The sequence below is a fragment of the Pseudomonas sp. N-137 genome (assembly GCF_034555295.1).
GTDB classification, from domain to species: Bacteria; Pseudomonadota; Gammaproteobacteria; order Pseudomonadales; family Pseudomonadaceae; genus Aquipseudomonas; species Aquipseudomonas rhizophila.
This window is the reverse complement of the sequence record NZ_JAXUDQ010000032.1, coordinates 63,032-88,502: the sequence shown is the minus strand read 5'-3', so window position 1 is coordinate 88,502 and position 25,471 is coordinate 63,032. Positions and strand designations below refer to the sequence as shown.

At 60.6% G+C, this 25,471-nt stretch carries 18 protein-coding genes; 7 read left to right on the top strand and 11 right to left on the bottom strand.

The genetic code is table 11. From position 1 onward, the window contains the following. Nucleotides 1–2 precede the first annotated feature (2 nt). Nucleotides 3–2,282, top strand: a complete 2,280-nt coding sequence (ptsP, locus tag T3A99_RS26905; RefSeq protein ID WP_047226814.1) for a phosphoenolpyruvate--protein phosphotransferase — start codon at nucleotides 3–5, stop codon at nucleotides 2,280–2,282. 132 nt (nucleotides 2,283–2,414) lie between these two features. On the opposite strand, the gene T3A99_RS26900 is transcribed toward ptsP, so the two are convergent. Further along, nucleotides 2,415–3,161, bottom strand: a complete 747-nt coding sequence (locus T3A99_RS26900; RefSeq protein ID WP_322834970.1) for an NRDE family protein — start codon at nucleotides 3,159–3,161, stop codon at nucleotides 2,415–2,417. A gap of 152 nt (nucleotides 3,162–3,313) precedes the next feature. Here T3A99_RS26900 and T3A99_RS26895 point away from each other — a divergent pair, with 152 nt between their 5' ends. The 3 genes from T3A99_RS26895 to T3A99_RS26885 all read left to right on the top strand — a co-directional run bounded on the left by T3A99_RS26895 (nucleotide 3,314) and on the right by T3A99_RS26885 (nucleotide 5,994). Beyond that, nucleotides 3,314–4,096, top strand: coding sequence for a sulfite exporter TauE/SafE family protein (locus tag T3A99_RS26895; protein ID WP_076383260.1), 783 nt, complete (start codon nucleotides 3,314–3,316; stop codon nucleotides 4,094–4,096). A 68-nt stretch (nucleotides 4,097–4,164) separates the two neighbouring features. Next, complete coding sequence (gene lgt / locus T3A99_RS26890; RefSeq protein WP_076383259.1) at nucleotides 4,165–4,974, top strand: prolipoprotein diacylglyceryl transferase; 810 nt, start codon at nucleotides 4,165–4,167, stop codon at nucleotides 4,972–4,974. Nucleotides 4,975–5,022: 48 nt separating this feature from the next. Further along, complete coding sequence (locus tag T3A99_RS26885; protein WP_047226810.1) at nucleotides 5,023–5,994, top strand: thymidylate synthase; 972 nt, start codon at nucleotides 5,023–5,025, stop codon at nucleotides 5,992–5,994. Nucleotides 5,995–6,129: 135 nt separating this feature from the next. On the opposite strand, the gene cadR is transcribed toward T3A99_RS26885, so the two are convergent. Then, entirely contained in the window at nucleotides 6,130–6,576 is a 447-nt protein-coding gene (gene cadR / locus T3A99_RS26880; protein WP_173406417.1) for a Cd(II)/Pb(II)-responsive transcriptional regulator, read from the bottom strand. Nucleotides 6,577–6,662: 86 nt separating this feature from the next. Here cadR and T3A99_RS26875 point away from each other — a divergent pair, with 86 nt between their 5' ends. Beyond that, nucleotides 6,663–8,882 (top strand): heavy metal translocating P-type ATPase, encoded by a 2,220-nt coding sequence (locus tag T3A99_RS26875; protein ID WP_107323103.1) that lies wholly within the window; start codon nucleotides 6,663–6,665, stop codon nucleotides 8,880–8,882. A 144-nt stretch (nucleotides 8,883–9,026) separates the two neighbouring features. Here the strand turns inward: T3A99_RS26875 and T3A99_RS26870 are convergent, their stop codons facing one another. Genes T3A99_RS26870 through T3A99_RS26860 form a run of 3 tightly spaced genes read right to left on the bottom strand, consistent with a single transcriptional unit; the run spans nucleotide 9,027 to nucleotide 14,235 of the window. After that, nucleotides 9,027–12,074, bottom strand: coding sequence for an efflux RND transporter permease subunit (locus tag T3A99_RS26870; protein WP_047226807.1), 3,048 nt, complete (start codon nucleotides 12,072–12,074; stop codon nucleotides 9,027–9,029). After that, nucleotides 12,071–13,135, bottom strand: coding sequence for an efflux RND transporter periplasmic adaptor subunit (locus T3A99_RS26865; protein WP_173406415.1), 1,065 nt, complete (start codon nucleotides 13,133–13,135; stop codon nucleotides 12,071–12,073). The genes T3A99_RS26870 and T3A99_RS26865 overlap by 4 nt, the downstream gene beginning before the upstream one ends. Continuing rightward, the gene (locus T3A99_RS26860; RefSeq protein ID WP_173406414.1) at nucleotides 13,132–14,235 is read right to left on the bottom strand and encodes an efflux RND transporter periplasmic adaptor subunit; all 1,104 of its coding nucleotides are present in this window, start codon (nucleotides 14,233–14,235) and stop codon (nucleotides 13,132–13,134) included. Before T3A99_RS26860 ends, T3A99_RS26865 begins: the two co-directional genes overlap by 4 nt. Nucleotides 14,236–14,377: 142 nt before the next feature. Between T3A99_RS26860 and T3A99_RS26855 the strand changes: the two genes are divergently transcribed. Continuing rightward, nucleotides 14,378–15,538, top strand: a complete 1,161-nt coding sequence (locus T3A99_RS26855; RefSeq protein WP_047226804.1) for an AAA family ATPase — start codon at nucleotides 14,378–14,380, stop codon at nucleotides 15,536–15,538. A 329-nt stretch (nucleotides 15,539–15,867) separates the two neighbouring features. Here the strand turns inward: T3A99_RS26855 and T3A99_RS26850 are convergent, their stop codons facing one another. The 6 genes from T3A99_RS26850 to T3A99_RS26825 all read right to left on the bottom strand — a co-directional run bounded on the left by T3A99_RS26850 (nucleotide 15,868) and on the right by T3A99_RS26825 (nucleotide 24,801). Continuing rightward, entirely contained in the window at nucleotides 15,868–16,650 is a 783-nt protein-coding gene (locus T3A99_RS26850; protein ID WP_047226803.1) for a MetQ/NlpA family ABC transporter substrate-binding protein, read from the bottom strand. Between the two features lie 177 nt (nucleotides 16,651–16,827). Beyond that, nucleotides 16,828–21,558 (bottom strand): RHS repeat-associated core domain-containing protein, encoded by a 4,731-nt coding sequence (locus T3A99_RS26845; RefSeq protein ID WP_322834969.1) that lies wholly within the window; start codon nucleotides 21,556–21,558, stop codon nucleotides 16,828–16,830. Between the two features lie 28 nt (nucleotides 21,559–21,586). Then, entirely contained in the window at nucleotides 21,587–22,531 is a 945-nt protein-coding gene (locus T3A99_RS26840; RefSeq protein WP_047226801.1) for a hypothetical protein, read from the bottom strand. 259 nt (nucleotides 22,532–22,790) lie between these two features. After that, nucleotides 22,791–23,714, bottom strand: coding sequence for a sigma 54-interacting transcriptional regulator (locus tag T3A99_RS26835; protein WP_076383250.1), 924 nt, complete (start codon nucleotides 23,712–23,714; stop codon nucleotides 22,791–22,793). Between the two features lie 46 nt (nucleotides 23,715–23,760). Further along, on the bottom strand, nucleotides 23,761–24,342 hold the full coding sequence (locus tag T3A99_RS26830) for an alpha/beta hydrolase (protein ID WP_047226799.1): 582 nt from the start codon (nucleotides 24,340–24,342) through the stop codon (nucleotides 23,761–23,763). Nucleotides 24,343–24,555: 213 nt separating this feature from the next. Then, a complete protein-coding gene (locus T3A99_RS26825; protein ID WP_076383248.1) occupies nucleotides 24,556–24,801 on the bottom strand; it encodes a DUF2789 domain-containing protein in 246 nt (81 codons plus the stop codon). A gap of 144 nt (nucleotides 24,802–24,945) precedes the next feature. On the opposite strand from T3A99_RS26825, the gene T3A99_RS26820 reads away from it, so the two are divergent. Beyond that, nucleotides 24,946–25,470 carry an NfeD family protein gene (locus T3A99_RS26820; RefSeq protein WP_047226797.1) on the top strand — a complete coding sequence of 175 codons (525 nt, stop codon included), beginning with the start codon at nucleotides 24,946–24,948 and terminating at the stop codon, nucleotides 25,468–25,470. The last annotated feature ends 1 nt before the right edge of the window (nucleotide 25,471 follow it).

Genomic DNA, 25,471 nt, shown 5'->3' with positions numbered 1-25,471 from the left:
CCATGCTCAATACGCTGCGCAAGATCGTCCAGGAAGTTAACTCCGCCAAGGATCTCAAGGCGGCGTTGGGGATTATTGTATTGCGCGTCAAAGAGGCCATGGGCAGCCAAGTCTGCTCGGTCTATCTGCTGGACCCCGAGACCAACCGTTTTGTGCTGATGGCCACCGAGGGCTTGAACAAGCGCTCGATCGGCAAGGTCAGCATGGCGCCCAATGAAGGTCTGGTCGGCTTGGTCGGCACGCGCGAAGAACCGCTGAACCTCGAAAATGCCGCGGATCACCCGCGCTATCGTTATTTTGCCGAGACCGGCGAAGAACGCTACGCCTCGTTCCTCGGGGCGCCGATCATCCACCACCGCCGTGTCGTCGGCGTGTTGGTCATCCAGCAGAAGGAGCGTCGCCAGTTCGACGAAGGTGAAGAAGCCTTCCTCGTGACCATGAGCGCGCAATTGGCCGGGGTTATCGCCCACGCCGAAGCCACCGGGTCGATCAGCGGCCTGGGCCGCCAGGGCAAGGGCATCCAGGAAGCCAAGTTCGTCGGCGTGCCAGGCTCACCCGGCGCGGCAGTGGGTACGGCGGTGGTCATGTTGCCGCCCGCCGACCTCGACGTAGTGCCGGACAAGACCATCGTCGACATCCCCGCCGAACTGGGCCTGTTCAAGACAGCCATCGAGGGCGTGCGGGCCGACATGCGCGCCCTGTCGGCGAAACTGGCGACGCAGCTGCGCCCCGAAGAGCGCGCGCTGTTCGACGTTTACCTGATGATGCTCGACGACGCCTCCCTGGGCAGCGAGGTGACCACGGTCATCAAGACCGGTCAGTGGGCCCAGGGTGCGTTGCGCCAGGTGGTGACCGACCACGTCAACCGTTTCGAACTGATGGACGACGCCTACCTGCGCGAGCGTGCCTCCGACGTCAAGGACCTCGGCCGCCGGCTGCTGGCCTACTTGCAACAGGAACGCCAGCAGACCCTGGTCTATCCCGATAACACCATCCTGATCAGCGAAGAACTGACCCCGGCCATGCTCGGCGAGGTGCCTGAAGGCAAGCTCGCGGGGCTGGTCTCGGTATTGGGTTCGGGCAACTCCCACGTCGCGATCCTGGCCCGCGCCATGGGCATTCCGACGGTCATGGGCGTGGTGGACCTGCCGTATTCAAAGGTCGACGGCATCCAGATGATCGTCGATGGCTACCACGGCGAGGTCTACACCAACCCCACCGAATTGCTGCGCAAGCAGTTTGCCGATGTGGTGGAGGAAGAAAAGCAACTGTCCCTGGGCCTGGATGCGCTGCGGGACCTGCCTTGCGTGACGCTCGACGGCCACCGCATGCCGCTGTGGGTCAACACCGGGCTGCTGGCCGATGTTGCCCGGGCGCAGAAGCGCGGCGCCGAGGGTGTGGGCCTGTACCGCACCGAAGTGCCCTTCATGATCAACCAGCGCTTCCCCAGCGAAAAGGAACAGCTGGCGATCTATCGCGAACAGTTGGCCGCTTTCCATCCGCAACCGGTGACCATGCGCAGCCTGGACATCGGCGGGGACAAATCCCTGTCCTACTTCCCCATCAAGGAAGACAACCCCTTCCTTGGCTGGCGCGGGATACGCGTGACGCTCGACCATCCGGAAATCTTCCTGGTCCAGGCCCGCGCCATGCTCAAGGCCAGCGAGGGTCTGAACAACCTGCGCATCCTGTTGCCGATGATTTCCGGCACCCATGAGCTGGAAGAAGCCTTGCACCTGATCCACCGGGCGTGGGGCGAAGTGCGCGACGAAGGCACCGACGTGCCGATGCCGCCGGTGGGGGTGATGATCGAAATCCCGGCGGCGGTGTATCAGACCAAGGAACTGGCGCGCCAGGTTGACTTCCTGTCGGTTGGCTCCAACGACCTGACCCAGTATTTGCTGGCCGTGGACCGCAACAACCCGCGGGTCGCCGACCTGTACGACTACCTGCACCCAGCGGTGCTGCAAGCCCTGCAGAATGTGGTCCGCGACGCCCATGCCGAAGGCAAGCCAGTGAGTATCTGCGGTGAAATGGCCGGGGACCCGGCGGCGGCGGTGCTGCTGATGGCGATGGGCTTTGACAGCCTGTCGATGAACGCCACCAACCTGCCGAAAGTGAAATGGATGCTGCGTCAGATCAACCTCAGCAAGGCCCAGGAACTGCTGGCCGAAGTGATGACGATCGATAATCCGCAGGTGATCCACAGCTCCTTGCAACTGGCGCTGAAGAACCTTGGGTTGGCGCGGATGATCAATCCGGCTTCGAACAAGACGCTCTGAATCTTTAGCGACCTCATCGCGAGCAGGCTCGCTCCCACAGGGGATCTCGGTTGTTCACAACGTTTGTGTTCACTGAAGATCTACTGTGGGAGCGGGCTTGCTCGCGAAGGGGCCGGCACAAGCACCACAAGACTAAACCCTGACTTCTACCTCCCCCAAATGCCCCCCAAGCGGCCCATAACTGCGCTCGACCAGATGCCGCGTCCCATCGGCATGGACAATCAGCGCGGTACTCGCTCGCGTCCCGTAAGCAGGGCTGGCGATGAACACACTCGACAACAGTGTCTCGGTCGCCAGCCCTACGCCAGTGTCCGGCAGTTCGGCTACCGGGGCCGGCTGCGGGTCGTTCAGTAGCGCCAACAAGGCCTGGGGCTGCGGGTCGTCCAGTACCTCGACCAGCGCCGCCCGGGCCTTGAGCAGCTTGGGCCATGGCGTGTTCAGCCCGGCGTTCGACAAACCGTAGACACCCTCGGCCAGTCGCTGTGGCCGGGCATCGCGGGCATTGTGGTGCCACAGTTCGGTGCCATCGCCCAACAGCAAGTTGAACCCGCCATACTCACCGGCACGGGGCACCACTTCGCTCAAATAATCGGCAATTGAAAGATTTCCGCTCAAAAATCGCGCCACCAGTTCACCACGGGACTTGAAGCCGGGCGGCTGGCCCGGGTCGCGAATGTTGGTCAGGGCAGCGAAGCGGCCATCGGCGCCGACGCCAAGCCAGGTCCCCCCGGCTTCCAGATCGCGACCGGCATGAACATCAGGGGCGTCAGGCCATTGCCCCAGGGGCAAGGTCGGGCGCGCGTAGAACTCATCGCGGTTGGCCGCCACGATCAGCGGCCGGGCGTGGCCGGGGCGCCAGGCAAATACGATCAGGCACATCAGATAGTCCCCTTAAAAATAAAGCCGAGCACAGCTGTTGTGGGTTTCACTCTACCCAGACATCGCCCCGGCATCCATCGCCTTGAGTGGAGCCCAAGGCCATGGATCCGTTACCATGCCGCTCTTGTTTCTAGGATGGGCGAGGGACGCTGGTGGAATTTGTGCTCTATCTGCTGCTCGGCGCCTGTGCCGGCGTGCTGGCCGGACTGTTCGGCGTGGGTGGCGGGATCATCATCGTCCCGGTGCTGGTATTCAGTTTTACCTTGCAGGGCTTCGACCCACTGGTGTTGACGCACCTGGCGGTCGGCACGTCCCTGGCATCGATCATCTTCACTTCGGTCAATGCCGTGCGCGAGCATCAGCGCAAAGGCGCGGTGCGCTGGCCGATTTTTGCCTGGATGACCGTTGGAATCCTGATCGGTGCCGGTTTCGGAGCCGTCACTGCCGAAGCGATTTCCGGTCCGAACCTGCAAAAAATCATCGGCGTGTTCGCCCTGATTGTCGCCGTACAACTGGGCCTGGACTTGAGGCCCAAGGCCAGCCGCACAGTTCCGGGCAAGGTCGGGTTGACGGTGGCGGGGACGGTGATCGGCTGGGCCTCGGCGATTTTCGGCATCGGCGGCGGCTCGCTGACCGTGCCGTTCCTGACCTGGCGCAGCGTGCCGATGCAACAGGCGGTGGCGACGTCATCGGCCTGCGGTTTGCCGATTGCCCTGGTCAGTGCATTAAGTTTCATGATTCTGGGCTGGCAAGATCCGCGGCTGCCGGCTCATAGTCTCGGTTTTGTTTATTTGCCGGCGCTACTGGGCATTGCCCTGACGAGCATGGTCTTCGCCCGCTTCGGCGCGCGACTGGCCCATCGCCTGTCACCGCGCTTGCTCAAACGGCTGTTCGCCGCTTTGCTGTTCAGCGTGGGCTTGAGTTTTCTGCTCTGACGCAATCCTGGCTTAATCCCGAGGTGGCAGCGTCGCCCGGATATTTTTGACGTTTACGAGGAATATCAATGCTGCCTTACCCGCAGATCGATCCGGTGGCCCTGGCCATCGGCCCGCTGAAAATCCACTGGTACGGCCTGATGTACCTGATCGGCATCGGCGGCGCCTGGCTGCTGGCGTCGCGCCGGCTCAACCGCTTCGATCCAACCTGGAACAAGGAAAAGCTCTCGGACCTAGTGTTCTGGCTATCCATGGGCGTGATCGTTGGCGGACGCCTGGGTTACGTCTTGTTCTACGACCTGAGCGCGTACCTGGCCAATCCGACGCTGATCTTCGAAGTCTGGAAGGGCGGCATGTCGTTCCACGGCGGGTTCATCGGCGTGATGCTGGCAGCGCTGTGGTTCGGTAAACGCAACAACAAGTCGTTTTTCGAGCTGATGGACTTCGTCGCGCCAATGGTGCCGATTGGCCTGGGGGCCGGGCGCATCGGCAACTTCATCAACGCCGAATTGTGGGGCAAGGCCACCGACGTGCCATGGGCGATGGTCTTCCCGCCGTTCAGCGACCCGGCGCAGCTGCCCCGTCATCCTTCGCAGCTGTACCAGTTCGCGCTCGAAGGCGTGGCACTGTTTGCCATCCTGTGGCTGTTCTCGCGCAAGCCACGGCCGACCATGGCCGTGTCGGGCATGTTCGCGCTGTTCTACGGGATCTTCCGTTTCATCGTTGAATTCGTCCGCGTACCAGACGCCCAACTCGGCTATCTGGCGTGGAACTGGCTGACCATGGGCCAGTTGCTGTGCCTGCCAATGATCATTGGTGGCCTGGCGCTGATCTGGCTGGCCTATCATCGTGCGCCGGCTGCGGCGGCCAAGATTTAAATTCGAACCCCGGGGCGCTGGCCCCGGGTTCAAGGACACAGGTAACCCATGAAGCAATATCTCGATCTGGTGGCCCACGTCATCAAGAACGGCACCAAGCAAGCCAACCGCACGGGCGTGAACACCATCAGCTTTCCCGGCGCCATGTTGCGCTATGACCTGAAGGACGGATTCCCGGCCATCACCACGCGCAAAATGGCCTTCAAGTCAGCCATCGGTGAGATGTGCGGTTTCCTCCGTGGGGTCAACAACGCCGCCGAATTCCGTGCCCTGGGCTGCAAGGTCTGGGATCAGAACGCCAACGAAAACGCCCAATGGCTGGCCAACCCGTTTCGCCAGGGCGAAGATGACCTGGGTGAGATCTATGGTGTGCAATGGCGCAAGTGGCCAGCCTACAAGCAGATCCCGTTGAGCAACCCGGCCGCCATCGAGCAAACCCTGGCCCAGGGCTACCGACAAATCGCCGAGGGCGAAGAAAACGGTCAGGCCTACGTGGTGCTGTACAAAGCCATCGATCAGGTGCGCCAGTGCGTCGACACCATCATCAAGGACCCGGGCAGCCGACGGATCCTGTTCCACGGCTGGAACTGCGCCCAGCTCGATGAAATGGCCCTGCCGCCCTGCCATTTGCTCTACCAGTTCCACCCGAATGTCGAGACCAAGGAAATCTCCCTGACCCTCTACATCCGTTCCAACGACCTGGGCCTGGGCACACCGTTCAACCTCACCGAAGGCGCCGCGCTGCTGAGCCTGATCGGTCGCCTGACCGGCTACACGCCACGCTGGTTCACCTATTTCATCGGCGACGCCCACGTCTACGAAAACCACCTGGACATGCTCAACGAGCAGCTCAAGCGCGAGCCGTTCCCGATGCCCAAACTGGTGATTTCCGAGCGCGTGCCGGAGTTCGCCAAGACCGGTGTGTACCAGCCTGAGTGGCTGGAGCTAGTAGAGCCGAGCGACTTCTCCCTCGAGGGCTACCAGCACCACGCGCCGATGACGGCGCCGATGGCGGTCTAAGCCACACCACCTCTCCCCCTGTGGGAGCGAGCCTGCTCGCGATAGCGTCTTCACATGCGAAATCCATGTGACTGACACTGCGCTATCGCGAGCAGGCTCGCTCCCACATTGGATCTTCATATGTTCAAGATCGGCTCAATGCCCATGACTCCTGCCCACATGTGAATGCTCCACCTCCGGCGCCACCGCGCCACTCACTTCCAGGCGCTGCAAAATCCCGCATTGATCCGGGTCCGGCCCTTCGCCACAACGATGGCGCAGGTCGATCAGTTGTGTCTGCAAGGCCAGCAGACCGTCGATGCGCGCCTTGACGTGGTGGATGTGTTCGTCGATCAGCGCGTTGACGTTTTCGCACTGGTCCTGAGGGCTGTCGCGCAGGGCCAGGAGGCTGCGGATTTCTTCCAGGGTCATGTCCAGGGTGCGGCAGTTGCGGATGAACGTCAGCCGCTCGGCATGAGCCTGGGTGTAGACCCGATAATTACCATCGCTGCGGGCCGGCTCCGGCAGCAAGCCTTCGCGCTCGTAGTAGCGAATGGTTTCGACCTGGCAGTCGGTGATTTTTGCCAGTTCGCCGATCTTCATGACGTTGCCTCCAAAACAGGTGCTTGACCCTATAGTGGCTACAGGGTCTTTACTGTGCAACAGGCACTTTTCACGGACGTAACCCGATGAGCGATTCCATTCACACCCACAAGCCCAACCACGGCCATGACCACGGGCATTCCTGCTGCTCAGCCAAAGCGGCACCGTCGGTGGTCAAGCTCGGCAAGGCCCCGACGGACGGCGCTCGGCTGAGCAGTTTTCGCATCCAGGCCATGGACTGCCCCACCGAACAGACGCTGATCCAGAACAAGCTCGGCAAACTTGCAGGCGTGCAACAACTGGAATTCAACCTGATCAATCGCGTGCTGGGCGTGACTCACGACTTGCCCAACGACTCGCCGATCATTGATGCGATCCAGTCCCTGGGCATGCAGGCCGAGCCGTTGGCCCCGGGCCAGGAAAAAGAAACCAGCGAATTGCCCGCCCCGGCTAAGCCCTGGTGGCCGCTGGCGCTGTCGGGTGTCACCGCACTGGGTGCCGAGGTGATCCACTTCACCAGCGCCGCGCCGGAGTGGGTGGTCGCGCTAATGGCGTTGGTGTCGATCCTCAGCGGCGGTCTCGGTACCTACAAGAAGGGCTGGATCGCTCTGAAAAACCGCAACCTGAACATCAATGCACTGATGAGCATCGCGGTGACCGGTGCGGTGCTGATCGGCCAATGGCCGGAAGCGGCGATGGTGATGTTCCTGTTCACGGTGGCTGAATTGATCGAGGCCAAGTCCCTGGACCGGGCGCGCAACGCCATCAGCGGCCTGATGCAGATGGCCCCGGAACAGGCCACCGTGCAACAGGCCGATGGCACCTGGCAGGTGCAAGCGGTCAAGACCATCAACCTCGGTGCACGGGTGCGGGTTCGTCCAGGCGAACGGGTGGGTCTGGACGGGGACGTCGTCGCCGGTCGCTCTACCATCGACCAGGCGCCCATTACCGGCGAGAGCCTGCCGGTGGAAAAAACCGTGGGCGACAAGGTTTTCGCCGGCACCATCAACCAGGCCGGCGAACTGGAGTACACCGTGACCGCCGCAGCCGACCACTCCACCCTGGCGCGAATCATCCACGCCGTGGAACAGGCCCAGGGCTCCCGCGCCCCGACCCAGCGCTTCGTCGATCAGTTCTCGAAAATCTACACCCCGGCGGTGTTCGCCCTGGCGTTGGCCGTGGCGGTGATCCCGCCGCTATTCATGGGGGCGACCTGGTTCGACTGGATCTACCGGGCGCTGGTGTTACTGGTGGTGGCCTGCCCGTGTGCGCTGGTGATTTCCACCCCGGTGACCATTGTCAGCGGCCTCGCCGCAGCGGCGCGCAAAGGCATTCTGATCAAGGGCGGCGTGTATCTGGAGGGTGGCCACAAGCTCGACTATCTGGCCCTGGACAAGACCGGCACGATCACCCATGGCAAGCCGGTGCAGACCGACTACGTTCCACTCGACCCGACAGTGGAAGCGACGGCACCCGCTTTGGCCGCCAGTCTTGCCGCCCGTTCCGACCATCCGGTCTCCCACGCAATCGCCAACGCAGTTGTGGATAAACAGCAGGCGCCGCACGCTGTGGATAACTTTGCAGCGCTGCCGGGACGCGGGGTACGCGGCGATATCAACGGCCAGACCTATCATTTGGGCAATCACCGTCTGGTGGAAGACCTGGGCCTGTGCTCTGCCGAGCTGGAAGAGAAGCTCTTCGCCCTGGAAAAACAAGGCAAGTCCGTGGTGCTGTTGCTCGACCACTCAGGCCCCTTGGCGCTGTTTGCCGTCGCCGACACGGTGAAGGACTCCAGCCGCGAAGCCATCCAGCAACTGCATGAGCTGGGTATCAAGACCCTGATGCTCACCGGCGACAACGCCCATACCGCCGAAGCGATTGCCGCACAGGTGGGCATGGATCAGGCCCGAGGCGATCTGTTGCCAGGCGACAAACTGCAAGCCATCGAGGATCTGTATGCCTTGGGTCACCGGGTCGGCATGGTGGGCGACGGCATCAACGACGCCCCTGCCCTGGCGCGCTCGGAGATCGGCTTCGCCATGGCGGCGGCGGGCACCGACACCGCCATTGAGACCGCCGATGTCGCCCTGATGGACGATGACTTGCGCAAGATCCCGGCGTTCATCCGCCTGTCGCGGCAGACTTCGAGCATCCTGAAACAGAACATCGCTTTGGCGCTGGTCATCAAGGCGATCTTTCTGGGATTCACCTTTGCCGGGTTTGCCACCATGTGGATGGCGGTGTTTGCCGACATGGGGGTGAGTTTGCTGGTGGTGTTCAATGGGTTGCGGTTGTTGCGTAAATAGAGGTGATGAGGCACCCGCATCGCGAGCAGGCTCGCTCCCACAGTAGATCTCAGCGGCCACACGTGGTGTACAACCGAGACCCAATGTGGGAGCGAGCCTGCTCGCGATGGGGCTGCACCGCAGCCCCAATGATTCACCGCCTGTTCAGTCGCGCTTGGGCTCGCGAATCTTGTACCAGGCCACATACAGCGCCGGCAGGAACAACAACGTCAGCAGGGTGGCGATGATGATCCCGCCGATCATCGCGTAGGCCATCGGCCCCCAGAACACTTCCCGGGCAATCGGGATCATCCCCAGGCTCGCGGCGGCCGCGGTGAGCAGAATCGGCCGACGCCGATGTTCGGTGGCTTGCACCACCGCATCCCAGGGCTCGTACCCGTCACGTTCATACTCATCTATCTGGGTCACCAGGATCACCGAGTTGCGGATGATGATGCCGATCAGTGCCAGTATCCCGAGGATCGCCACAAAGCCCATGGGCGTGCCCGTCGGCACCAGCGCCAGCACCACGCCGATCAACCCCAGGGGCGCGACGCTGGCAACCAGGAACATCTTCTGCACACTGTGCAGCTGGATCATCAGGAAGGTCGCCATCAAAAACAGCATCAGCGGCACGACGCTGGCGATCGGCCCTTGGGCTTTGCTGCTTTCTTCCACCGTCCCCCCGGTGGCGACCTTGTAGCCCGCCGGCAGGCCGGCAGCGAATTGATCGATGGCCGGTTGCAGTTGCTTCACCAGATCGGTGGGCTGGATTTCATCGCGCACCGCGGCCTTGATGGTAATGGTGGGCTTGCGGTCGCGACGCCACACCAGGGGTTGTTCCAGTTCATAGCGCACTGTGGCGAACGCCAGCAGCGGAATGGAGGTGCCGCTCGGCGTGACGATCTGCAAGTTCTGCAGGGTCTGCGGCGAACCGCGCTCGGCGTCTTCGGCACGACCGACCACGTTGATCAGGTATATGTCGTCATTGACCTGGGTCACCGGCGAACCGCTGACGATACTGTTCATCAGCCTGGCCACGTCCTCCGAAGACAAGCCCAGTTGCCGCGCCCGGTCTTGGGCAATGTCGATACGCAGCACCTTGCCCGGCTCGTTCCAGTCATAAATGATTTCGCCAATGTGGGTGTTCTTGTCCAGTTCGCTGGCAAGTTCGATGGCGTGCTTGCGCACCTGGTCGATGTCCTTGCCGCTGACCCGGTACTGGATCGGCCGCCCCACCGGCGGGCCCATTTCCAGGGCCTGCACGTAGCTGCCAATGCCGACGAAGTCCTCGCGCAGACGCTTTTGCAGGCGTTCGGTGAGGGCCGTGCGCGATTCCAGGCCTTTGCTGACGATCACCAGTTGCGCGTAGTACGGATTCTGCAACTGCTGGTCCAGCGGCAGGTAGAAACGAATCGCGCCCTCACCGATGTAGGTGCTCCAGCGCTCGATGTCCGGGTCGCCCTTGAGCGTCGCCTCCAGGCGATCGACCGCCTTGCGGGTCTCGTCCATCGAAGCGTTCTGCGGCAGGTTCAAGTCCACCAGAATTTCCGGGCGGTCCGAAGACGGGAAGAACTGGTTCTGCACAAAACGCATGCAAAACACCGACAACGCAAACAGCAGCACGGTGATGCCAATGGCCCACCAGCGATTGCGCATCGCCCACAGCAAGCCGCCATTGAAAGCCCGGCCGATCCGTCCTGGCTCGTTGCTGTGGGGTTTCACATTGGTACTGAGGATGTGCACGCCGATCACCGGGGCGAACAGCACCGCGACGATCCACGACACCAGCATCGCCACGGCAATGACTGCAAACAGGGTAAAGGTGTACTCGCCGGCGGAGCTGGCGTTCAGGCCGATGGGCACGAACCCGGCCACGGTCACCAGGGTCCCGGTGAGCATCGGGAACGCCGTTGAGGTGTAGGCGAAGGTCGCGGCCTGCTCCTTGGTTTCACCTTTCTCCAGGCGCGTGACCATCATTTCCACGGTGATCATCGCGTCGTCCACCAGCAGACCGAGGGCGATGATCAGCGCACCGAGGGAAATCCGCTGCATGGTGATGCCGCTGTATTCCATGAACACAAAGACCATCGCCAATACCAGCGGAATCGAGCAGGCCACCACCAGCCCGGCCCGTAAGCCAAGGCTGATAAAGCTGACCACCAGCACGATAATCACCGCCTCGAACAACGCGCTGGTGAAACCGCCGACCGCTTCCTCCACCACTTCGGCCTGGTCCGACACGGTATGCACGTCGACGCCCACTGGCAGATCGGCGGTCAGTTCGTTCATGCGCGCGTGCAGTGCCTTGCCGAATTCCTGGATGTTGCCGCCCTTCTTCATCGCAATGGCCAGGCCAATGGCCGGCGTGCCATTGAAGCGAAACATTGGGGTCGCGGGGTCGACATAACCGCGACTGATGTCAGCGATGTCGGCCAGGCGATAAAAACGATCATTGAGCCGCAGATTGACGTTGGCCAGGTCCTTTTCCGACTGGAACTGCCCGGAAGTGCGTACGGAAATCCGCTCCGGCCCGGCGTCGATCACCCCGGCGGGAGTCACAGCGTTCTGGGATTGCAGGCTCTGCACCACCTGGCGCTGATCAATACCCAGCGCGGCGAGCTTGCGGGTCGAAAAATTCAGGTACAGGACTTCATCCTGCTCGCCCACCATCTCGACCTTGCCCAGGCCCGGTACCTCACGGATTTCGGCGCGCACTTGCTCCACATAATCGCGCAACTGACGCATCGAAAGCCCGTCGCCGGTGAAGGCATAGACCGACCCGTACACATCGCCGAATTCGTCGTTGAATCCCGGGCCCTGCAGGCCCTGGGGGAAGTCACCACGGATGTCGTCGATCTTCTTGCGAACCTGATACCAGATCCCGGGGATTTCCTCGGCGTCGGTGGTATCGCGCAGGTACACGAACACCGTCGACTCCCCTGGTCGGGTATAGCTTTTGACATAGTCGAGAGAGTCGAGCTCTTCGAGTTTTTTCTCGATGCGGTCGGTGACCTGCTTGAGGGTTTCCTCCTGGGTCGCGCCAGGCCAACGAGTCTGGATGACCATGGTCTTGATGGTGAACGAGGGGTCTTCTTCGCGCCCCAGGTTCATGTAGGAAAACACCCCCATCAACAGGGCGACGAACATTAAGTACCAAACAAACGACTGATGCCGCAGGGCCCATTCGGATAAGTTGAAAGGCCCTTTCATCGTACGTCCTCGTCGAGTTTCACTTTCTGCCCCGGCTGGAGGCTGTTCACACCGGCGCTGACCACACGGTCGCCGGGCTTGATGCCATTGGCCACCAGCACCGAGTCGGTGGAGCGGCTGAGAATCCTCACCTCTCGGGGGGAAACGGTCTGACTCTGCGGATCGACAAGCCAGATCCGCGTTGTGCCATCAACCTCTTGCAAGGCACTGAGCGGCAGCTCGATGCGCGGCTCGATGGTTGAGCTCAGGGTCACGCTGATGGCCGTGCCCAGGCGAAAGCCTGGCGGTGTATCGCCCAGGGTCAGCCGTGCGCGGCGCGTGCGGGTGGCGCTTTGGGCCTGGGGTTCGATCTCGCGCACGGTGGCGGTCGTGCGGATGCTCGGGTCCAGTTCCCCGGCAACCTCGAACACGACATCGGCGGGCAGGCGCTCAGCCAGGCCGGCCGGCAGGTCGATCACCGCTTCCTTGATGTCCGGGCGCGCCAGGGTCACCACTTGCTGGCCGGCAGTGACCACCTGCCCGGCCTCGGCATTCCAGGCCGTGACGACGGCATCGTGGTCGGTGTGCAACTGGCTGTAGTTGAGTTGGTCGCGAGCCTGCTCCACCGATGCACGGGCCTGTTCCAGGGAAGCCGCGGTGGTTTTCAGATCGGTCTGGGCAATGTCCAGTTGCGCCTGCGCGCCGACACCACGGTCGAACAACTGCTGCTGGCGACGGGCATTAGCCTGGGCATTGATGTACTGCGCCTCGATCCGCGCCAGGTCGCCCTGGGCGGCGCGCAACTGGTTCTGTTGATCGGTGGGGTCGAGGGTAGCGAGCAAATCACCCTTCTTCACTTCGGCGCCGACATCGACGTTGCGGCTGGCGATCCGTCCCGGCACGCGGAACCCCACATTGGTCTCGTAACGGGCCTGGATGCTGCCCGCGAAGCGCCCAAGGGCTTGCTGGTCGAGCGCGCGAACCTCGATGGACAACACCGGGCGCACCGGCTCAGGTGGCGGCTCTTCCTTCGAGCACGCCGCCAGCAACAGGCCAGTCGAGACCATCCATAAACGCTTCATGGCTGGACTCCCGTCGGGGATTTCTCATGGGTATTTTCAGCGATCTCTACGCGCACGCCGGGATGCAGCAATTGCCCACCCGCGGTGACCACTGTCTCACCCCCCTTGAGCCCGTCGCTGATGATGACCTTTCCGGTGAGATACCGGCCGACGATGACATTGTGCAACTGCGCCTTGCCTGCATCGTCCACCAGCCACACCGCCGGATCGTGAAGGTTCTTGGTCAGCGCCGACCAGGGCAGTTCCACGGCGGTCTTGCCGGCAGACTTGGCGGTGGCACTGACCACCGAACCCAGGCGCATGCCTTCGGGTAACTCACTGAGCGTCACCTTGACCTGCACGGTGCCGGTTTCAGCGGAAACCGCCGGGGTGATCTCGCGCACCGTACCGGTGGTCTTGATGGCCGGGTTGTCCAGCAGGCTGATGACAATGGCGGGATCCGAGGGCGGTTCGCGCAACAGTGACTCGTAGATATTGAACACGGCGTCGCGCTCTCCGTCCTGGGCCAGGCTGAAGATCGGTTCCGTGGCCTGCACCACCTGGCCGACCTCCGCCTGCCGTGCCGTGATGATGCCCGGAGCCTCGGCGATCAGCGCGGTATAGCTCAGTTGTTCGCGGGCGTTGGCCAACTGGGCCTGGGCAGCGGTCAGCGCACTCTGGCTGCTGCGCAGTTGCGCCTGGGCCGTGTCATATTCGCTCTGGCTGGTATAACCCTTGGGCAAGAGTTTTTGCTGGCGCACGAACGCCGCCGCACTCTGCTTGACCCGCGCCTGTTCGGCAGCCACCTGAGCCTGGGCGGAGTCGACACGAGTCTGCAGATCCTGGGGGTCGAGCCGGGCGAGCACCTGTCGGGCCGAAACCCGATCACCGACATCCACCTTGCGCTCGACGATCTTGCCGGCCACGCGGAACGACAGATCGGTCTGCACCCGAGCCTGGACGTCACCGGTGAGGGTCACCGAGGCGGCATATTCGGTGGGCACGGCCTGTTGCACGAAAACCCTCGGCAGGGCCTTTTCCTCGGTTTTTTCATCACCGCATCCGGCCAACACCACACACAAGCCAAGGCCAACCAGAACTTTACTTCGAGGACCAGCCATGCAGACTCCTTTGCGTTGTACGGACGTACCAGTGACGATACGACTGTGAGCTTAGAACAGGGTTCAACACCTGCCACAGGATCACAATGGATACACCCATCAGGCAGACTAGTGCCTTTGCGGCAGCGGGAAAAATTTGCACATGCTCAAGACACTGGCGGTGGCCAACTACCGCTCGATCAACAAACTGGTGATCCCCCTGGGCCGGCTGAACCTGATCACCGGCCCCAACGGCAGTGGCAAATCCAATCTGTATCGTGCCCTGCGCCTGTTGGCGGAGACCGCCCAGGGTGGCGTGGTCAACGCCCTGGCCCGCGAAGGCGGGCTGGACTCGACCTTCTGGGCCGGGCCGGAAGTGATCAGCCGGCGTATGCGCAACGGCGAGGTGCCCATCGGAGCTACGGTGCGGCTCAGCACGAAACGTCTGCGCCTGGGTTTTGCCGGGGAAGATTTCAGCTATTCGATTTCCCTCGGCCTGCCGGAACCGAGTTTGTCCGCGTTTTCGCTGGACCCTGAAATCAAGCGCGAATGCATCTGGGCCGGCCCGGTGTTTCGTCCCGCCAGCCTGCTGGTGGATCGCAACGGGCCCATGATCCGTGCCCGGGACGGTCGCACCTGGGACGTCCTGGCTCAGTACACGCCCACCTTTGACAGCTTGTTCGACCAGGTCGGCAGCCTGCGCACCTCACCGGAGGTGCTGCAAATGCGCGAGTTCATTCGTCGCTGGCGCTTCTATGACCACTTTCGCAGCGACGCCGACGCCCCGGCGCGCCAGCCGCAACTGGGCACCCGCACGCCGGTGCTGCACCACGACGGGCGTGACCTGGCCGCTGCCCTGCAAACCATTCTTGAGATCGGCGACGATCAAGCCCTGCACTCGTCCATCAGCGACGCATTCCCCGGTGCCCGGCTGCATATCGAGAAACTGCAAGGCGGGCGTTTCGGCATCGAGTTTCATCAGCATGGCTTGCTGCGCCCGCTGTCGGCTGCCGAACTTTCCGACGGGACCCTGCGCTATCTGCTGCTGATAGCCGCACTGCTCACCCCGCGCCCACCCTCTCTGATGGTGCTCAACGAACCGGAAACCAGCCTGCACCCGGACCTGTTGCCGGCCCTGGCGCGGTTGATCATCCGCGCTTCAGCGCACTGTCAGGTCTGGGTGGTCTCCCATGCCCGGCGCTTGATCACCGCCTTGCAGCAGGACAACGACTGCAATTGCATCGTGCTGGAGAAAGATCTGGGCCAGACCGGGATCGTCGGCCAGGGAATACTGGATGCGCCGGCCTGGAGCTGGCCGGATTGATCGACGGTATTTGCAGGGGCCAAGTAAGAAGGCTATTTTTCCACTGGCTGTAGGACGGGTCTATTTCTCGACGGACCTCTCCAAGGAACCGCAGCTTATGGCCAGACTGCCTGGCCCCCATCACAAGGAAGATCACAATGGCTGACGTGAAAGCCCCGCAACACCTCGACCCACGCGACATCGTCAAACTGCTCGTGGCCCTGCGCCGCGCATTGAAAAAACCGCCTGCATAGCTACATCGATCAAGACGGGTTCTGAGCGTCGGCACAAAAAAAACGCCGACGCTGGCAAAGCCGTCGGCGTTGAAACTTAAAATCCTTGCTGTTCGATCAGAACGCCGGCAGTACCGCGCCGCTGTATTTCTTCTCGATAAATGCCTTCACTTCCGGGCTGGTCAGGGCCTTGGCCAGTTTCTGCATGGCCGGGCTGTCCTTGTTGTCCGGGCGGGCCACCAGGAAGTTCACGTAGGGCGAATCCGAACCTTCGATCACCAGCGCATCCTTGGCCGGGTTAAGACCCGCTTCCAGGGCGTAGTTGGTGTTGATCATGTCCAGGTCGACCTGATCCAGCACACGCGGCAGCATGGCCGATTCCAGCTCCTTGAACTGAAAGTTTTTCGGGTTCTTGGCGATGTCCTTGGGCGTGGCCAGGGCGTTTTTCGGGTCCTTGAGCTCGATCAGGCCCGCCTTCTGCAACAGGATCAGGGCGCGACCACTGTTGCTGCCTTCGTTGGGGATGGCGATGGTCGCGCCGTCCTTGAGTTCGGCCAGGCTTTTGACTTTCTTCGAGTAACCACCGAACGGTTCCACATGCACGCCGATCACGGTCACCAGATCGGTGCCTTTGCCTTCGTTGAAGCTCTTGAGATACGGCAGGGTCTGGAAGTAGTTGGCGTCCAGGCGCTTCTGATCAACCTGTACGTTGGGTTGAACGTAGTCGGTGAACACCTTGATTTGCAGGTCCACGCCTTCTTTGGCCAGGGCCGGCTTGATCAGCTCAAGGATTTCAGCGTGGGGCACCGGGGTGGCCGCCACGACGAGTTTCTCCGCCGCCTGGGCCAGACCCGAGGTCAGGGCCGCTGCCAACGCGGTGAATAACAGAACCTTTTTCATGCAGTGTCCTTATCGAAGATCACCGTCGTCATGGACCACGGTCAAACAATGGAAGTGCCAGCGAAGTGCTATCGCTGGCGTGATGTGGACGATACCGATATTTTTTATGCCTTAACAATATCTTTTGTTGAGGTACTTATACCCATAAGTCATAAATGAGCAGGCGTAATTTCCTCGTCAGGCAAATCGGATATCGGCGCTTCGCTTCCTGACGTCACCATAGATTTCGTCCTGTGCCTGCCAAAGCGACTGGCTGCCGAAAAATTCGTCCGCGCGCTGGAGATACTCTTTGGCTTTTTCGATGTACCGGTCTCTATCGATCGTGTACCTGACGCCGTCAACCGGATACTTGACGTAACCGACCACATCCTTGGCTGTCAGTACATTCCTCAGGTCGTTTTGCACAGCGATGAAGTTACGCCGCCCGCCTTCAGGAACCAGACGGCTCGCGGCCTTGGCATATTCCCCAACACGTACCGCACGCAAGGCATTGCCACGATTCAATGTCACGGTATCACCGAGTGCCTCGACGGTTTTCTGCAACGCGACGCTTGTGCCTTTGCCCAATACCTTGCCCGCCAGGGAAGCCCCGCCAGACACGATACCCAGCGCAATACTGGTGTAACTGAGAATCTGCGTGGCGACGGCATCCGGGGCTGCCTCCGTCAACACCACCGATGCAATCGATGCCGCGCCTGACACCACTTCCAGCGTCAACGCCGCCGCAGCCGAAAATGACACCCCGACCAAAGGTGCGGATGCGCCAAGGGTCGCAAGGGTCAATGCGACGGAAGCCACAGCAAAAGCAGCAGTAAGACCTATCTTGACCCAACCCCAGGCAGAAATATGGCCTGTCGGGTCGCTGAGATTGATCGGGTCTCCCAGACAATAGGCATAAGGATTGAGGCCGCCGCCATCGAACGGGCTCCAACTGTCGGGCCGGTGGAATCGCATCAGTACCGGATCGTAAGCCCGGTAGCCATTACCCAGCAGGTAACATCCCGTCACGGGGTCCAGCGGCTCGCCATTGAAACCGAACAGGCTACCCAACCCGTCGGACACCGGGCGTTGCCCATAGGGTGAATAAGCCTGCGTGGTGGTGTCTGCACCGGAAAGTGCCTGCAGGACGTTGCCGTAAGCGTCGGTGCAAAACAGCGCCGTCTCCTGGCCTTGCAACAGGGCCAGCAACTGCCGCCCTTCGCGCACGATGCTGCGCCTCTCGTCACCCGCCACTTCGCTGCACAACTGCTCTTGATGGTGGAAACGCCGGTATGCCTTCTCCCCCGTCAGCTCAAAGGCATGGAGCCAATCCGCGGCGTCATACCGATAGCGGGCCAACGTCGATCTGGAGTCCGCCGACGTCACGCTTTCCAGGCGGCCCAACTCGTCATAAAGCAGCCTGCGCCCTTGCCCATCGTTGAGCATATTGCCGTCCGCGTCATAACTGAAGGTTGTATTGCCCGCCACATAGTCGGGATGACTGTGGATGACGGCACTGAGTTGCGTTTTGTCAGCCAGGTCATACCGATAGTTCGCAATGTTCTCGCCACCGACGAAACGGGTGGTGACCTGACGAATGTTATCGAGATAGTCGTAAGTGAAATCCTGGGAAACGATAACTTTTCCCTGCGTATCCACGGGCGCCTGCTCACCCTTGCAGGCGTAACGCTCCAAGCGGCCACGCAGATCATAGGTGAACGATTCCAGGCGCAGGAGGACGTTCCCGACCTTGAGCGTGCGCTGGCTGAGCTTATCGCCGGGGCCGAACGACTGGGCCAACTCCAGGACGTCTTTTTCCTGGGAGGAGGAACGTCGAAGAACCTCGCGGCCAAACTCGTCGTACACCAGGTCGGTGACCATCGACAGGCCCGATTGAGCGTCGGTGACGGTGATACAACTGAGTTGCTCTTGAGCGTTGTACGAGTAGGCGACGCAGACTCGGCCTTGGGTGATGCCCGACAACCGTCCTGTCTCGTCATAAAGACAGGTGCGATCCGCGCCGTTGACGTCTGTATGGCAAATCGGCTTTCCCATCAACGAGTGGGTTTGCGAACTTTCGAACCGGTCGAGCGCAGTTACCCATTTCTCCTGCTTGAGCCGACCGGACGCAGAATATTCCATGCGTCGCTGCACCAGCGCGTTGGCCGACTCCTGGAGCAGGCCGGTGCGCGGATCAAAACGATGCCTTGTCGAAACCGGCGCCTGGCTGCCTGCGCGCTCGGTGACACAATCATCGAGCAACGGATCAAGGGTGAACCGCAGGACTTTGCCGGCCGCAGTGATCCTCTGCGAAGCGTTCCTGCTGGAGCCTTCATAGACCAATCGTTCAGTGCGACCACCTGAGCGATTGAGCGTAATACGCATCAGCCCATCGTAGGTTCGGCTACCCACCACGTAGTCATTGGCGCTGATTTGCGTGGGATGGTCACCCTGGCTGTGTACCGCGTACTGCTTCTTGATGACCGTACCGTCGGGCAAAACCGTACTCAGAACCCTCCCCGCCAGATCGTAGCTGAAGCGAGTCACCGCCCCGTCAGAAGCCCTTTGCCTGATGCACCGTCCCAGCCCATCGTATTCGTAGGCGGTGACCTCTCGAATAACGCCTGACAGGTCCACCCGTTCGATGCGCGACGGTTTGCCAAAAACGTTCGTGAACGTACGCGTCTTGCCGGCGCCTTCCATCCACTGTGTGCGAGTGAGCGCTACCGGGTCGACCTCATCATGCACGATCACCTGTCCACGGCGACGGACGCGGCTCTGATGTCCCCACGGGTCATACTCGTACAGGGTCTTCAGTGATTTCGCCTGGCCCTCGAACCAGTCGGTTTCTTCATCCGCCTTCAGGCGCCCGAGGCTGTCGTATTCGGCCTGATAGATCAGGCGCATGGGCGCGCCAGGCATATCGACATCCTGCTTCTGGACGCTGATGGTGCGGCCGACCCCGTCACTGCGGGTCGCTGTCTGGACACCCCGCGAATCCGTGACGATGACCGTGACAAACGGATCTTCGGGTGTGAACGGTTGATAGGTGAATTGACGCGACGCTGCGCTGTCGGTGCCTGGCATCACCGTTTCACGGATCAGTTGCCCCAGCGAATCGTATTTCATGCTGACGCTGCTGCCCCCGGATTCACGGGTCTTGATCAGCCAGTCACACTCGTCATGCCAGCTCTGTCGCAAGTGCCTCACGCCTTCGGCGCTAAAGGTCTGGTCGGTGCGGACATGCCCGTTTTCACGCTGGTAGGCATAATGGTATTCAGTCCGCACACCGCCTACCGTTTCAACTTTGCTTTGCAGCCTCGCATGGAAGACGTCATTGACGTCATTGACGTACTTTAATCGACAGTCCACCCGTGGCTCGCTGACGCCGTCTTCGTACAGTGTTTCACTGGCGAGCTGCACACAACGGCCGCCACCGGGACGTAACGAAGGCAGCTCAGCGTAGGTGTAACGGACCACCGTTGTAGGCGCGGCAGCGAAGTCAGGGGAAGCGAAAATGGACTTCTGTTTGAGCAAGGACGGCACGCCCAATGGACTGGCAGGGCAGTCAGCATCCCCTTGTGCGGGGAAGTATTCATAGACTTCACGCACTCCGCTCGGACTGGTCTTTTCCAGCAGATTCCCATGTTCATCATAGGACGTGCGGGTGACCTCGCTTCTGATTCTACTGCGCCCCGCATCCGCGGCATCGCTGCTGTCAAAGAAGCTGTCGCGCACCACGCGTTGCATCTGGAACTGTGGGGGCTGATCCTCGAAAGCCCTATTGGGGACATCGTGGTATTCGATCTCCCGCAGTTGCATCTTGCCGCCACTGATCGTTCTTTGCGAAATCATCGAATGAAAGCGGTTGTAGGTACGCGTGACGCGAGACGCCTCACGCTGACCACCTTCATCCAGGGCGATCTGTATCTGGGTGCAAGCGTACTCGTACTGCCCGCTCAAGCCATAAAGCACATCACTGTCAGCGGTCCAGAGCGCCCGCGAATCGAACCCGAGAAAGTTTCTGCGCGAGTATTCATATTTGCTCATCATGGCCGGCTGCCCCCCGCCGGGGGACATGACCGACTGGACGACAACCGGCAACGAAGAGACCGGCGCCCCCGTAGGCAAGCGATGTCCCTCAGGCCTGTAACTGAGCGTTTCCTGCGCGCCGCTTGGCTGTTGGACGTTGGTCATCAGCAAAAAACCGTTGATTCGCCGATAACCAAAGGACCACATCAACTGATTATTTTCGGCCGTGACCAGAATGATGCGCTGGAGTAGTTCATTGTTGAGCGCGAACCGGTATTGGAGTCTTTTTGAAGGCATATCCGGCCACAAGGTAATGGTCGGTGGCGTTCCTCCGTTCTGGGCATAGTCGATACTCAACAGGCGGTGATGTTGGTGATAAACCTCCGTCAGCCGTCGCTGTCCGGAGATGAGCCTGTAGGCATAGCGCGTTTGCGTGCCATTGGGGCAATACGCATGCGTCAGCAGCCACTCCTCAGCCGTTGCAGAGGGGCGCGAGAGTATTTCGGTCCGCCCATCTATGTGCTCAATGACAAGTTCATCGCCTTGCACCGTAACGTTCAGGTTATCGAGCTTTTTATCCTTGAACGTGGCCTGGCCTTCGCTGACCAGAAGCTTATAGGTCACGCCGTTCGACAGCGTCAGCTTGCGTCGGCGTTGCTCATAGCTGCAGGTGCGCAGGGACCAGCCGGTGCCTAAACCCATGTTTTGATTATTGAAAGAATCATATGAAAGGGTAAGCGGTACCTTCGACCCGCCGGCTGCGTCAGTGGGCGCTGCATCCAGCGCCACGCTGCAACTATAACTACCGGTACGAAGATCAACACCCGAGCGAATGAAACTATCAAACCTGAAGGCAGCCGAAGTTAACTGCTCTTTGAATGAAACTGAGCGACTCATCTATTCTTCCTTGAACATGGTTTCTGATTTACCGGGCGACCCAGACCGCCAACGTCTCTTCAGTTATCCCGACGCGCAGTTGATGGAAATTTCCAAATACATCACGCATTTCCAGTGCAGCGCTGTTTCTATTCTCTCGGACCCACACCGGCCCACCCTTTTTTCCGAACGCGAGAACGAATGCAACCGCGCCCTTTTCGCTTAAATTCCTTCCTACCGCATCCGGCCGTTCCCAACTCAAATAGGCTGACGTTCGTATTGCGCGGCCATCGCCATAGCCCACCACGTAATAACCCGAGTATCGATTGTCCGGGCTTCCTATCTGAAGATGCGTCCGCATATAAAAGTCCGCCACAAATTCCATTCGCTGCTGGTCAACGATCAACTCCAGGACAAAACCCTCGACTTTCGCGATATCAGGCGATTGGCTGGAATAGTAGGCGGGGATGGCGCGAACAGAGTACTGCTCACTTCGGTAAACAGCGGGCGCCAGTGGAATCAATACCAGAGAGCCAAACTCGCTGGCCTTGGAAGATAGAAATTTTTTGCCATCGGCCCGCGTGATGCACAGCTGTAAATCTATCGGTGTGTCGGAACGGGTCGTGACATAAAAATCTTTGGTGTAAACAAACTCACCCGACGGCACCGAGCCTTGGATAGGGCCATTCGGAGGAAGCTGGCGAAAACGGCTGTCCTCCCGCTCGGTGTACCTCCAGTCTTTGATGTCTTCGCGGTGCCGGTCTTTGGTCAATGCCAATCCGGTCAATGCATCGACCAGAACAATGGAGTCCAGCTCGGACTGGCTTAGAGCGACACTGCCCCAGAGCCAGTCTTCGACCTCGACAACCACTTTAACCTTCAATTGCTGATAACCGTTGCGGTACAACTGATTACCGCCCGAGACTGAAAAAATCTTAAAGGTTTTCAGGTCCGACCATGTCGCCACGCCAGGTTCATTATTCTTAAGTTCCATTTTCAAATCCTTAGTCCGTTACTTGATTGATAAGTGGCAGCCTTCCAGTTTGGTCGCCACATTGCTTGCGCCATTTAATTAACCATCACTACGGCGCCACCAATCAAGATCAAAACCCAGACAAATTATTTGAATGACAACTTATAACTGGCCGCAAAATGAAACAGCCCCGACATTTACGGGATCCGCGCAACAACAACGCCGACAATATAAAAATCATCAGCGCTCAAATGATTCAGTAACATTATTGACGCAGGCATCAGATCCCGGCGATCCATGTCTTTAATCGCTCAAGTTGTTGCCGGTCACCTTGCCTGATCAACTCAAGAACCATTTGCTCAATCACCGTTGCGGGTGTCGGTTGATGCGGTAAATTGAGATGTTCTGGCAATATTTGATCGCCGGTGCTCACCAGCAACGCAAAATGAATGACGTTCTCCAACTCGCGGGTATTGCCCGGCCAGTCGTGCCGTTCCAGCGCGTGCTGCGCGGCTTCGCTGATCAGCGGCACCGCCAGGCCGAGGCGCTGGCTGTAGATGCCCAGGAAGTACTCGGCCAGGGACAGGATATCGCCCACCCGCTCGCGCAAAGCCGGCAACTCGAGTTGACCTTCACTGAGATAGTCATAGAGCCGTTGGTGGAATTTACCGGCTGCCACTGCTTGCGCCAGATCGATGCTGGTGGCCGCAACCAGGCGCACATCCACAGGGCTGGGCTGGTGGGCGCCGACGCGGATGACTTCGTGGTTCTCCAGAGCCGCCAACAATTTTAGCTGGATCGGCAGCGGTAAATCGCCGATCTCATCCAGATAAAGGGTGCCGCCATTGGCCGAGCCGAACCAGCCGGCGCGGCTACTGGCCGAGCCGTTGTGGCTGCCGACGGCATAACCGAACAATTCGGCGTCGGCGTAAGTCGGGCTGATCGCAGCGCAATTGACCGAAACGAACAGCCCACCGCGAGCGCTTTCACGATGCAGGTAACGGGCAAGCAACTCCTTGCCCGTACCGGTTTGGCCGCGAATCAGTACCGCGATCGAGCGCGGCGCCAGTTGCTCCAATGCGTGGCGTAGTTGCCGCGAACGCGGGTCGACGAACACCAACGCCTTGGCGCGAATGCTCAGGGGGCTTTTTTGTGCGTCGGGAAACGTCAGCAACGGCTGACCCAGTGTTTCATGCAAGCTCATGGCAGACTCCCGCCCCAACCGCCGGGAGACGGGAGGGCAAAAAAATTCAGGCGCGACGCAGGGCGTGGTGCTCCATGCGGGTTTGCAGACGATAGAGATAGGCGAACCCCTGCTCCCAACGCTGATGGCCAGACTTGACATTGATATGCCCCGCCCCGGCCAAAATCCCGGCCTCGGCGCCCCAATGACGCGCCAGTTCAAGCGCGCGCTCAACGCTTACGGCGGGGTCATTGTCGGAACTGACCACCTGGCTCGCAAATGGCAGCAGATCGGTGGGAATCGGCGCGAAATTGCGCAACGCAGGCGCGCAGGCCGGCCGTTCGACATCCGCCGGCGCCACCAGTAACGCCCCGCGCACCTGCTGCAGAAACTGCACCGGCGCGCTGGCCGCCCAATGGGCAACCGTGATGCAACCCAGGCTATGGGCAATGAGGATCACCGGCCTGCTGTCGGCGGCAATGGCTTCGGCCAGCGCCGCCACCCAGTCTTCACGCCGAGGGGTCAACCAGTCGGCCTGCTCGACCCGGGCACTGTTGGGCAGGCTGTTCTGCCAATGGGTTTGCCAGTGGTTTTGCGGCGATCCTTGCCAGCCCGGCACAATCAGGTAGCGAATCGATTCGTTGCGCATGGGTGCTCTCCCGCGTGTCTGTTGCAGGCGAGTATAGGGAGGTGAGCCAGATTGATTAAGGAATAAGAAGCTATTTATTAATAACAGCAAAGAATAACAACCTTTCTCTGTGGGAGCGGGCTTGCTCGCGAAAGCGCTGGGCCAGTTGTCGGTGATGCTGGCTGATATGACGCATTCGCGAGCAAGCCCGCTCCCACAGGTTCTGCTTCCGTGTCACTCGTTGCGTCCCTTGCGCAGCAACACATTCAACTGGTCCACCACTTCCGCCCAGTCCGCGTCCTCGAGGATTTCTTCACGCAGTAACTGCTGCTGGCTTGTGCTCCAGAAAAACGCGTCAGCCAAGTGCAGTTCAGGCTTGAGGGGTGAATGGGTCGTGATGAATTTGTCGATATCAACGGGGTCGTCAGACAGGCCCAATTGTTTGAACAGCGCGGGCAGGCTGTGGATCGGGGATTCCATGCGGGACTCCTGAGCATAGATCGGATGGCTGGGTTACTCCCCGCAGTCTAGCCTCTTGACGACCGCCAGACTGATCAAAATTCGATCAAACCACGCGTGAACTAGACTCTAGATAGAGTTCCCAATCACATCGCGGAGGATCCAGTGAACATTCGCTGTTTGATGGTCGCATTGCTGGCCATGAGCGGGCCCGCATTGGCGGCCGACGGACTCGCGCTACTGACGGCCAATCCCTTGGGTTTCTGGCTGATTGCCGCGGGCGTGGCCTTGCTGATCGCCGAGGCCGCCCTGCCCAACTACGGAGTCGCCGGGTTGGGCGGCATCATTCTGTGCGTCATTGGCGCGATCATCCTGACCAACGCCGATATACCGGTCCCACTGATGATCGTCCTGGGTCTGATCAGTGGCTTTTTGCTGATAGCCCTCCTGGTCCGCGCATTGAAAACCCGACCGCGCCAACCCGTCAGCGGCGATGCCGCGTTGTTGGGCAGCGTCACGGCGGTGACAGCGTTACAGGCCGGCAATAACCATCATGGCTGGATCCAGCTGGAAGGCGAACGCTGGCAGGTGACAAGCGCGATGCCGCTGCGGCCTGGCCAGGCCGTGCGGGTCATCGCACGCAAGGGTCTGCTACTGGAAGTGGCCGCCGCTGATTCACAAGGAGCCTGAT